An 11,563-nucleotide genomic window follows, 5' to 3' on the forward strand; every position below is an offset into this window, starting at 1 on the left:
TTATTGGTAAAAAGTATTAGTATGATTACTTTTGTGCCACTTTAAATATTGATTACAAGATGAACTTACACGAATATCAAGGAAAAGAAATATTAAATAGTTTTGGAGTGCGTATACAACGTGGTATTGTTGCACAGAACCCGCAACAAGCTGTTGCTGCAGCCAAACAATTAACTGATGAAACAGGTACAAGTTGGCATGTTATAAAAGCACAGGTGCATGCAGGTGGCCGTGGTAAAGGAGGCGGTGTGAAACTGGCCAAAAACTTAAAAGAAGTAGAAGAAATTGCTGGGCAAATCATTGGAATGAATTTAGTGACACCACAGACTTCTGCTGAAGGTAAACGTGTTCATCAGGTTTTGATTGCTGAAGATGTTTACTATCCAGGTGAAAGTGAAACGAGTGAGTTTTATATGTCAGTGTTGCTGAATAGAGGTACAGGTCGTAACATGATTATGTATTCTACAGAAGGCGGTATGGATATTGAAACCGTTGCAGAAGAAACACCTCATTTAATATTTACTGAAGAAATTGATCCTGCTGTTGGATTAATGCCATTCCAAGCGAGACGTATAGCTTTTAATCTTGGTCTGAGTGGAACCGCATTTAAGGAAATGACCAAGTTTGTTGCGGCTCTTTATACAGCTTATGTGAAATCAGATTCATCACTATTTGAAATCAACCCGGTTTTAAAAACTAGCGATAATAAAATTATGGCTGTTGATGCTAAAGTAACGATTGACGATAATGCGCTTTACAGACATAAAGATTACACCGATTTAAGAGACTTACGCGAGGAGAACCCTATTGAGGTTGAAGCAAAAGAAGTTGGCTTAAACTATGTGGATTTAGATGGTAATGTTGGTTGTATGGTTAACGGAGCTGGATTGGCTATGGCTACTATGGATTTAATCAAGCAAGCAGGTGGTGAACCAGCCAACTTTTTAGATGTTGGAGGAACTGCTGATGCTGCCAGAGTAGAAGCTGCGTTTAAAATCATTTTAAAAGATCCTAATGTCAAGGCTATTTTGATTAATATCTTTGGAGGTATTGTGCGTTGTGATCGCGTAGCACAGGGTGTTATTGATGCTTATAAGAATATGGGAACGATCAATGTGCCGATTATTGTACGTTTGCAAGGCACCAATGCTGATATAGCGAAGGAGTTGATTGATAACTCTGGATTGGATGTTATGAGTGCCACTGAATTTCAGGAAGCAGCTGATAAAGTACAGCAAGTCCTTTCCTAAAACAGGAAATAATATTATATATATTAAAAGAGTAGCTTAATTGTTGCTCTTTTTTTGTTCAGGCTTATGGTGGCTTTTTGCAGGTTTCTTTTTAGGAGGCATGGGTCCTCTTAAATGTATAACCAATCCGTTAAGGAAATTACGTAAAATCTGATCGCCACATTCTTTATATTTTGGGTGATCTTCATTCCTGAAAAAAGCCCCTAATTCACTTTTGGAAATTCTAAAATCTACCAATTCTAAAATTTTCACGATTTCATCATCGCGGAGTTTTAGAGCTACACGCAGTTTTTTAAAAATATCGTTGTTTGTCATTATTATGTGTTTGGTTTGATTGGGTGTTTAAAATCCGTGTCTAAAACCTGAAACCTGAATTTATCGACGAAATGCAAAAATCACATAAATAGCTTAATTTCAGACAAATACATTTCTATCTTTGAGTAAATGTAGGAAAATATCGATTAAAAGCACCCGATTTTTCGATAAGTTACAATTTATAGCGGATTATTAAAGAGTCTTTATCAGTATCTTTATAACACTAATTAATAATCCATTCCTCACAATGATAAACAGGGTTGAAAAATTGAGCCTCCTATCTGAAATGATTTCGTTTGCAAAAAATGAAAGTCACCTAAAACCTATTGAATATAACTTTCTTTTGGCTATAGCAAAGCAATTGGATATTTCAAGAGAGGATTTTGATTATTTAATTGAACATCCTATTAATTATATTCATTTAGAATCGCATAGCGAACGAATTGTTCAGTTCCATCGGTTGGTATTATTAATGAATATCGACCAGGAGAATAGTCCAAAGGACAAAATCAAGTTGCATAATTTTGGCTTACGCATGGGATTAAGTCATGAATCCATTAATAAGGTTCTTTACTTAATGGAGAGTTTTCCTAATAAAATTGTGCCACCAGATGTGTTAATTGACATTTTTAGGGTCCAATACAATTAGATTTTAAGTTTTTCCAATTTATCTTGATAGACTTTTATCTCATCCCTAAATTTTGCTGCTTCCAGGAAATCTAATGCTTTGGCAGCTGTTTCCATCAATTTACGCTTTTCACGAATTTTTTTCTCTAACTGGCTTTTGGTTAAATAGTCACTTTCTGGTTCTGCAGCCCTGGCGGCTTCTAGTTCATAACTGTAAGTGCTCACTGAATTTTTAGCCAAAGCGTTGTCCAGACTTTTATTTAAGGCTCTCGGTTTGATATTGTTTTCAGTGTTATATTGAATTTGCTTTTCCCGTCTATAGTTGGTTTCATTGATTGTCTTTTGCATACTGTTGGTTATTTTATCAGCATACATAATGGCTTTACCATTCAGATTTCTGGCTGCTCTTCCAACTGTTTGGGTCAATGATCTTGCAGAACGTAAAAAACCTTCTTTATCGGCATCCAAAATAGCTACCAATGACACTTCGGGTAAATCTAATCCTTCTCTCAATAAATTAACACCAACCAATACATCAAAAAGACCTTTACGCAAATCTTGCATAATCTCCACACGTTCTAAAGTGTCTACATCACTATGGATGTAGCGTACCCTAATTTGAATTCGTGATAGATACTTGGTTAATTCTTCTGCCATACGCTTAGTCAGCGTAGTAACTAAAGTACGTTCATCCTTTTCAACACGCTGCTGAATTTCCTCAATGAGATCATCAATTTGATTCAAACTAGGTCTTACTTCTATTTCTGGATCAAGAAGTCCTGTAGGACGAATAACTTGTTCCACGTAAACACCACCTGTTTTTTGAAGTTCATAGTCGGCTGGTGTGGCACTTACATATATGACTTGGTTTTGTAGTGCTTCAAACTCTTCAAACTTCAACGGTCGATTATCCATGGCAGCAGGTAGTCTAAAACCGTATTCGACTAAATTTTCCTTACGGCTTCTATCACCACCATACATGGCATGTACCTGGGAAATAGTTACGTGGCTTTCGTCAACCACCATTAAATAATCGTCAGGGAAATAATCCAACAAGCAGAACGGTCTCGTTCCTGGTTGTCTACCATCTAAATAACGCGAGTAATTCTCAATTCCAGAACAATAGCCCAATTCTCGAATCATTTCCAAATCAAATTCTGTCCGTTCTTTAAGGCGTTTAGCTTCCAAATGCTTGCCAATATCCTTGAAAAAATCATATTGTTTAACCAAGTCGTCTTGGATATCCCGAATGGCATTTTGCAAAACTTCTGGTGAGGTTACAAACATATTTGCTGGATAAATATTCAAACGGTCGTATTTTTCAATGACTTCATTCGTTTGAATGTTGAATGCTTCAATATCTTCAATTTCATCACCAAAAAAGTGAATGCGAAAAGCATGATCATCATAACTCGGGAAAATATCAACGGTATCGCCCTTGATTCTGAAGTTACCATGATTAAAATCTGCTTCCGTTCTAGAATACAAACTTTGAACTAATTGATGCAGCAGTTTGGTGCGAGAAATAACTTGGTCTCGTTTTAATGTGATCACATTTTTCTGAAATTCAACAGGATTACCAATGCCATACAGACAAGAAACTGAAGCAACCACCAAAACATCCCGACGACCAGATAAGAGTGATGAGGTCGTGCTCAAACGCATTTTTTCTATTTCTTCATTAATGGAGAGATCCTTTTCAATATAAACGCCCGAAACTGGAATATAGGCTTCTGGTTGATAGTAGTCGTAATAGGAAACAAAATACTCGACGGCGTTGTTTGGAAAAAACTGTTTGAATTCTGAATACAACTGGGCTGCTAACGTTTTGTTGTGAGCCAGCACCAAAGTTGGTTTTTGAACTTCCTGAACAACATTGGCAACGGTAAACGTTTTACCAGAACCCGTAACACCTAATAGCGTTTGGTATTTCTCGTTTTGATTGATGCCTTCAACTAACTGACTAATAGCCTCTGGTTGGTCACCTGTGGGTTGGAATTCGGATTCTATTTTGAATTTCATAGCAAAATTTCAGCTTGTTCTAAAGCCCTAAATTAATTATTCTTTATGAGTTTAAAAACCTTCTGGCTTTTTACCTTTTAAGTGTAAAATGCCCTGTGAATGTCCTGCCGTTTGGTAAAGTGGCCAGATACCAATAATCATCAGTCTTTAACAGTTTTCCGTTAAAGGTACCATCCCAGCTATTTTCTGATGTGCCAATCTCTTTAATGAGTTTACCGTACCTATCAAAAATTTTGATTCTGATAGGCCTAGTTTTGTCACTGATTCCTTTTGGGTTCCATGTATCATTTATACCGTCACCATTTGGTGTGAAGAATTTTGGAAAGCCAAAAACGGCTACTTCTTCGGTAATGACACCACAACCGTTTTTATCACGAATCAACAGTATATGTGTGTCAGCCAAAACATTCGAGAAAAAAGGTTCATCTTGATACACACCATAGTCTAAAGCATATTCATAATCACCTTCACCAGAAACCGTAATCGCGATGGTATTGTTCTCAACCCCATCATTGACTACAATGCTTTCTATAGTGGCGGTGTTAGAGGGATTTACGGTTATTTCCCGACTTATTGAACAGCCATTAGTATTGGTAGCAATTACTACGTAAGAGCCAATTTCATTAATTTGGATACTTTCAGAATTCAGAAACAAATCATTTCCATCTAAAAACCATTGGTAGGTCAGGTTACTTTGATTCGTTGCACCAGATTCTAAAGTAATGGTCTGTGGATATTCATTTAAGCAATAAATTAGTGTTTCTTTATCACGAATTTCGGGACTATCAAACACGAATAAAGGCAACGTTGTGTGTGCAAAACAATTACCACTGTCTCGTATTTGAACAAACAATTCATCGACATAGGGATTGCCTATATTTTCATATTCTGAAGTAATAGGGTTGTCTTGATTGATTAAATCAGCTTCTGAACTATAAAATGTGATGTTAGCTGTATTGGGCACATCAGGATTGTTTAAAACATGGCTTTCCAAATCAGAAATACTAAAGATTGTAATACCATCATTATTGTCATCGCATATAGGAAATGTATCTAATGAAACTGGATTATTTGCAATATCGAGTATGACTTCAGCTACAGAAATACAGCCATTACGATTAACAACTCTCGCATAAACTGTTTGGCCAATACTAGTATTTTGGTAACTGGAAGGATTTGCAATAAGTCCATTATCTGAACCTTCGGCACCTATTAGGGTTTCGTAAAAGTCAACTACGGTTAAATTTTGATCACCACCAATGATATCGATGCTGGCATCCCATAAATTATAAGTTGTAAGGCCATCCAAATCGATATCACAGGCAATCAATGTGGTGTCAAAAACAACAGGGTCTGAAGCATATTCAATTTCGATATCGCCGTAAGCTATACAGGTTCCGTTGATGGTTACTTCCACGTCATAGGTTCCAGATTGTGTTACTTCATAAGTTGCGTTGGTTTCTGAAGACAGTTCGACACCGTCTTGAAACCAGGTATAACTAGCAGCATTGGTCTGGAATGCGTCAAGGATTAAGGTCTCATTCGTACATAAGGCATTGTAGTTGGCAATAAGCCTATCTGAGCCTAAATCTGCACTCAATTGAAAACTACCTGCTTCCAAAAAGACAGCCGAATCATAACGGTAATTAATATGGTCTGCGATCACCAGTTTAACATGATAGGTTGTATTAGGAATCACATCGGCAACTGCTGTTAAAATAGCTGTTTGGCCATTAAAATTTATTGGTGCTGACGCATCGTTCCATCCACCAAAATAACCTTCATTAATAGGATCGCATCCACCACCTCCAGGAATCCCTGAATGCACAGTTGTTACTTTTATTGGTGTTTCTGTTCCAGGAACAACGGCAATATTTTCGTATTGTGTAGTTCCATCAGGGCGAATGAGAAAACCGAAAAGGTCTGAATATTGACAAGTATTATTATTGCCTTCCTGATATTCTTCGGAAGCAAAAATATATCGAAAGCTGATTTGATTGGCAACAGCTTCAAAATTGAACTCAATAATCGTGGCATTTAATGTGCTACTTTCTTCAAGAACGGTTTCCAAGTCGTTGTCACCATTCCAATTGGGTGCATCATCATCACTTAAGGAGGTGTTTGGGCCTTGAACATTATTTAATCTTCCAGTAGATAATACCACACCACTTTGAAACGGGAAGCTACTGCCTGTAGCGTCAAAATAACCATAACTTAAATCTGAACCTCCGAAATCACCGCCAACCACATTAGTCACATTAACATTGGTAATACAGTTACTGTCAACCAAAATATCCTCAATAAGTTGTTGTGGGGAATAGGTGTTAGCATCTACTTGAACATTTTGGGACCAAGTAAAAAGAAAGGAGCATAAAGCTATAAAAAACAAGTAGTTTTTCATTCTATTTGATTGGAATACAAAGATAAGTAATATCCTATGTTTAAACCTTAATTACTTGTTAATGCATTAACGCTTAAGTGCAAAATGCCCCTTGACTTCAAATTTGATATCTCCTTTAACTACTTTAGCTACAAACCAATAATCGTTTGATGGCATTGGGCTGCCATTATAAGTGCCATCCCAACCAACGGAAGTATGTGGTAGGGTTTTAAGCAGTTTGCCATAACGGTCATAAATATGCACGATGGTTCCGGCTAACTGATTGACGCCAGTAATATGCCAATAGTCATTTTGACCATCTTGGTTTGGTGTGAAGAATAATGGGGTATCAATAATGACAATTTCCTTAATAGCCGAGGCGCAGCCATTTAAATCGTAAACTTCAATGGTGTGAGGACCCAGTGTGACATTATAAAAAACATTGGATTCCTGTGGCACACCATGATCCAAAATGTACATATAATTACCAATACCACTTATGGTTACGGTAATATTGTTTGGGTTGGAAAAGTCAACAGTCTCTGTAAATTCGATAGTAGCTTGTTCTGATTCGATGACATTGAAAGTACTAGTTGTTGTACAGCCATCAACGGAAGTTACGGTAACAGAGTAAGTGCCTATTTCGGTTATTTCAATTTCTGAAGTTGTATCATTTGTTGACCACTGATAGGTGTCGGTGTTAAAACCTGTTTCGGCAGAAACGACTAATGGTAAATTATCCAAACAAACCGTTTGGTCTGGAATATTAACATCGGGTTTTCTAAAAATAATAGTTTCAAATTGGGTAATATTGAAACAACCCGTTTGATTATTTTCAACACGCACATATAAAGTTTGCTCATTAAAAGCGAAATAGTTTAAGTCAGCTATGGCATTTACATTATCCATGGCTTCTTCTTCTAGTTCAAAATAGGAAACGGTAAACAAGTCTGGATTTTGACTGCCCAAAACAATGGAATTTTGAACCGATAAATCAAAAACCAACATGCCATCGTAATCGTCATCACAGGCTTCTAAATTGGGAGGTGTAACCACATTGGGTGTTGGATTGACTCTTAAATTGAAACTGTCAACGGCAATACAACCTGTTTGCGTGTTGACCGCTCTAATGAAAAGGGTATCGTTATTACTGCTGTATGTATAATTTTCTGAAAGGGCATTTTGATTATTATTCGCATCGGTTTGATTACTATAAAACGACACTGCTACATGTTCTTGATTTCCAATAAGCGCATCCAATGTTTCGTTTAAATCAAAACTGTTGGTATCGTTATCACAAATAGGATAGTTACCAATATCATTGATTGTAGGTGGTAGGTTTACAATTAAATTCAACGGAATGGTCACATAACAATTGGAAACCGTATTGGTTATTTTAATATAAACGGTTTGCGGATTGGCAATGTTGCTATAATTGCTTGGATTTGAAATTGGGTTACTACCAGATTCAACATCGTCCAAAGATTCATGATAAGTAACCACAATATCGTCCTGTCTGATATCCAAAACTTCAATCTCGGAAACTGTTAAATCGAAGGTTACAGAGCCATCATAATCTGTGTCACATTGCTCCATTGCTGATGCTAAATTCACCAATGGTACTTGTATGACATTTAATCCAAATTCAGCAATACCATGACAATAGGTGCCATTTTCAATACGGGCATAAATTTGTTGTGGATTGGTTTGATTGCTATAGTTTGTCGGTAGTTCATTTGTTTCATTTTCAGCATTTTCCAGGCTGTCATAAAAAGTGATTATTAAATTATCTGTACTGCCTTGAGACATATCAAAAACGACTTGCTGAAGGTCAAATTCCTCCTGACCATCATTCGAGATATTATCACATAAATAAACATCCAAAGGTGGATTGTAAACTGGTAGCGAACCGACTTCAATATTGAAATTAGAAACACCAAAACAGGTTTCGTCGGTTAAATTTTCAACTCGAACATATATGATTTGAGGATTAGAAGTGTTTTGATATACGTTATTTTTGTCAATTTCATTGGTACGGTTTATGGCATCCGTTTCCGTTTCAAAATACAAGACCTGCTTGCCTGTTTGGCCGTTTAATATTTCAGTGTCTTTTTCAACAAAATAAAAATCAGCTATTTGATTTCCATCGCTTTCACAATTTCTAAAATTGGTTATCTCAAGAAAGCTGGGCAGGGTGTTGATGTATACTTCAAATATTTCTAGAGAGAAACAACCAGTATCTTGGTTTTCAACACGTGTATATATAGTTTGTGTTTGCGTATTATATGCAGAAGGACTACTAACGGCATTAATATTACTTTCAGCATCTCCTTGAGAGGTGTGAAAACTGACGTTAATGCCATTGGTATCTGTGATAATTTCAGGGATTTTGGCTTCTAGATTAACCACCGAAAAACCATCTTGGTTATCGTCACAAACAATAATATCGCTTGCTTCTGAAATGCTAGGTGCCATTAAGACTTCAATTTCTAAAGGAGCCACATCACTACAATTGGTATCGTTGCTTACAACACGAACGAATATTGTTTGAGGGTTGCTGATATTGTTGTAAAATGGTGGTAATAGGTTTTCGTTATTGTCGGCATCTTCTTGTGTTAAGAAATAAGATATGTTTGGATTTGTTATTCCAGTACTCACATAAGAATCAAAAGTTGCTAATTCAATAGCGGTAAAGCCATCATCATCATTATCACAATAAGTAACAGGGTCTAGTGTTGGTATAATAACTGCTGGGTGAATAATTAAACTGACATCAGAAAAATACGTACAATCGTTACTGAAAACGGTCACAAATAATTGATGTGGACTATCCGTAACTTCGTATGGAATTGATTGATCAATTGGGTTTGTGTTATTGTCTCTATCTGTTTCTGTTTCAAAGAAATTAATCTGGACATTTTCTAGACCATTGATAATATTTTCAGCAATATTTTCAAGGTTGAAAGTTTCAATACCATCATTGGATGCGTCGTCACAGCGATAAAAATTTTGGAAATTTGTGCCTGATTCTAGAATATTAGTGTGTAATTCAATAGTAGAAATGGAAACACATCCTGTATTGTCATCAATGACTCTTATGTAAATAGTTTGAACGTTGGGAACAGTATTTTCATAATTTTCAATATCGCTTATCGGGTTGTCACCAGTCTGTGCATCCTCATAACTCGTGTGAAATGAGGTAGAAACACCTGTTGTTCCTTGCAATACATCATCAATAATAGTTGATAAGTCAAAAGTTTCAAACCCATCACCGTCTTGTTCGCAAGCGTCAATTACTTGGGTTTCATTGTTAATGAACGGTGTATCCAGTACATTGACAACCAAAGAGGTCGTAGTCATACACCCTGTTACAGCATTAACGACTCTAATAAACAATTGTTCATTTTGGTTGGTGTTAACATAAGGAATGGGTACTGCATTTATTCCTGCATCGGCATCTTCTTGAGAATAATGATAGGATACCAATAAGTCTGGATTACTATTGGTTATTTCATCGTTTTTTATAGTTAAATCTATGGATGTAAAACCATCGGAAGTAGCATCGTCGCAAACATCTAATTGTGTGGGTTCGGTTATAGTTGGTATAGGATTTACGATAAGATTAAAAGATGTAAATGCTAAACAACCGTTATCAATATCTTCAATCCTTACAAAAATGGTTTGCGGATTGGTTGTATTCTGTATATTGGTTGTAATCGGATTGTTATTGTTCTCTGCGTCATTTTGTGAGTAATGATAACTGATGTTGTAATTGGAACTGGGCACGGCACTAAGTACTTCATCATTTTTAATTGTCAAGTCAAAGGTTTCAATACCATCATTACTTGGGTCGTCACATACTTCATAATTACTGATATTTTCGGCAGATTGTTTGGAGTTTAACGTCACTTCAATAGTGTCTTCAATTTCACAGGTTGTATTGTTAATTGGGATCGAGATTTGAACCGTGTATGATCCACTGGAAGTAACTAGCAGATTTGGACTCGTTTCACCAGAAATTAGATTGCCATTTAGAAACCAGTTGTAAGTTGCCAAATTATTTTCTGTGTCGGCCGATAAGGTAATATCTTCTGCACATGTTGTAATGTCTGGACCTAAATCGACTGTTGCATTAAAACTATTACCTTCAATAAAAACAGCAGAGTCAAAATTTTCATCTGTTTGATCGGCAATGACTAACTTAATATGATATTGTACATTGGGTTGAATGGAGGCTGTAGCTGTTAAAACTGTTGTTCTACCATTAAAATTGGTATCGCCTAAATTATAGCCTTCAAAGTAGGATTCATTAGAGGCTTCACAAAAACCAACTATTTCCTCATGAATCGTATTGGTGTTAACAGGTGTTGAGGTTCCTGGAATTAATGCCACATTTTCATAAGGATTAGTCGTACCAGCTTCTTTGATTAAAAATGCAAATCCATCGGAGTATTCACAGGGATAATTGGCAAAATACTCTTCTGATGCTAAAATATAATTGAATTGTACCTGATTGGTTACAGATACAAAATCAAACTCGATAGAGGTGGCGTTTAATGTGTTGGAAATTCCCAAAGCATTTTCTAAATCAGCATCAGTTCCCCAGTTCGTCTCACCATCGTTTAGTGTGTTGGCATTGTTGGTGTTGCCAGCAGAATTAGCATTCCCAGAGGATAATAGAATACCATTTTCAAATGGAAAATTGGAACTGGCGCGTTCAAAATACCCGAAACTACCAATGCCGTTTACAGAACCATTGCTGTTAGAAGTAATATTGGACACTTCTACACAGCCTTGAATCAACCTGTTTTGAATAAGGTTTTGAACAGAAACGGTATTATCAATAGAGATTTGTTGTCCAAAAACGTGGTGATTAAACCCTAAAAACTGGCTCAATAAAATAGAACAAAACAGTAGTTTGTTGAGGGAGTAGGGATTAATGTGATTTTTCACGTTTCGATTTGTTGGC

General features: G+C 36.3%; 6 protein-coding genes. 2 read left to right on the forward strand and 4 right to left on the reverse strand.

Annotated elements, in window-relative coordinates; all coding sequences use genetic code 11:
* Window positions 1-59 precede the first annotated feature (59 nt).
* Window positions 60-1,250, forward strand: coding sequence for an ADP-forming succinate--CoA ligase subunit beta (gene sucC, locus ACKXGU_RS12715; RefSeq protein WP_463465658.1), 1,191 nt, complete (start codon window positions 60-62; stop codon window positions 1,248-1,250).
* Between the two features lie 36 nt (window positions 1,251-1,286).
* On the opposite strand, the gene ACKXGU_RS12720 is transcribed toward sucC, so the two are convergent.
* On the reverse strand, window positions 1,287-1,565 hold the full coding sequence (locus ACKXGU_RS12720; protein ID WP_463465659.1) for a DUF1456 family protein: 279 nt from the start codon (window positions 1,563-1,565) through the stop codon (window positions 1,287-1,289).
* 247 nt (window positions 1,566-1,812) lie between these two features.
* On the opposite strand from ACKXGU_RS12720, the gene ACKXGU_RS12725 reads away from it, so the two are divergent.
* The gene (locus ACKXGU_RS12725) at window positions 1,813-2,214 is read left to right on the forward strand and encodes a hypothetical protein (RefSeq protein ID WP_103051859.1); all 402 of its coding nucleotides are present in this window, start codon (window positions 1,813-1,815) and stop codon (window positions 2,212-2,214) included.
* On the opposite strand, the gene uvrB is transcribed toward ACKXGU_RS12725, so the two are convergent.
* From uvrB to ACKXGU_RS12740, 3 genes are all read right to left on the reverse strand, one after another.
* The gene (gene uvrB, locus ACKXGU_RS12730; RefSeq protein ID WP_463465660.1) at window positions 2,211-4,214 is read right to left on the reverse strand and encodes an excinuclease ABC subunit UvrB; all 2,004 of its coding nucleotides are present in this window, start codon (window positions 4,212-4,214) and stop codon (window positions 2,211-2,213) included. The two genes, ACKXGU_RS12725 and uvrB, sit on opposite strands and share 4 nt — an antisense overlap.
* Window positions 4,215-4,284: 70 nt before the next feature.
* Entirely contained in the window at window positions 4,285-6,615 is a 2,331-nt protein-coding gene (locus tag ACKXGU_RS12735; protein ID WP_463465661.1) for a choice-of-anchor L domain-containing protein, read from the reverse strand.
* A gap of 66 nt (window positions 6,616-6,681) precedes the next feature.
* Window positions 6,682-11,547, reverse strand: coding sequence for a choice-of-anchor L domain-containing protein (locus ACKXGU_RS12740; protein ID WP_463465662.1), 4,866 nt, complete (start codon window positions 11,545-11,547; stop codon window positions 6,682-6,684).
* Window positions 11,548-11,563: the final 16 nt, after the last annotated feature.

Source organism: Hanstruepera sp. CR43, assembly GCF_055227665.1.

Coding starts and splice junctions, on each gene's coding strand:
- sucC (WP_463465658.1), top strand. CDS start 60: ATGAACTTACACGAATATCAAGGAAAAGAAATATTAAATAGTTTTGGA.
- ACKXGU_RS12720 (WP_463465659.1), bottom strand. CDS start 1,565: ATGACAAACAACGATATTTTTAAAAAACTGCGTGTAGCTCTAAAACTC.
- ACKXGU_RS12725 (WP_103051859.1), top strand. CDS start 1,813: ATGATAAACAGGGTTGAAAAATTGAGCCTCCTATCTGAAATGATTTCG.
- uvrB (WP_463465660.1), bottom strand. CDS start 4,214: ATGAAATTCAAAATAGAATCCGAATTCCAACCCACAGGTGACCAACCA.
- ACKXGU_RS12735 (WP_463465661.1), bottom strand. CDS start 6,615: ATGAAAAACTACTTGTTTTTTATAGCTTTATGCTCCTTTCTTTTTACT.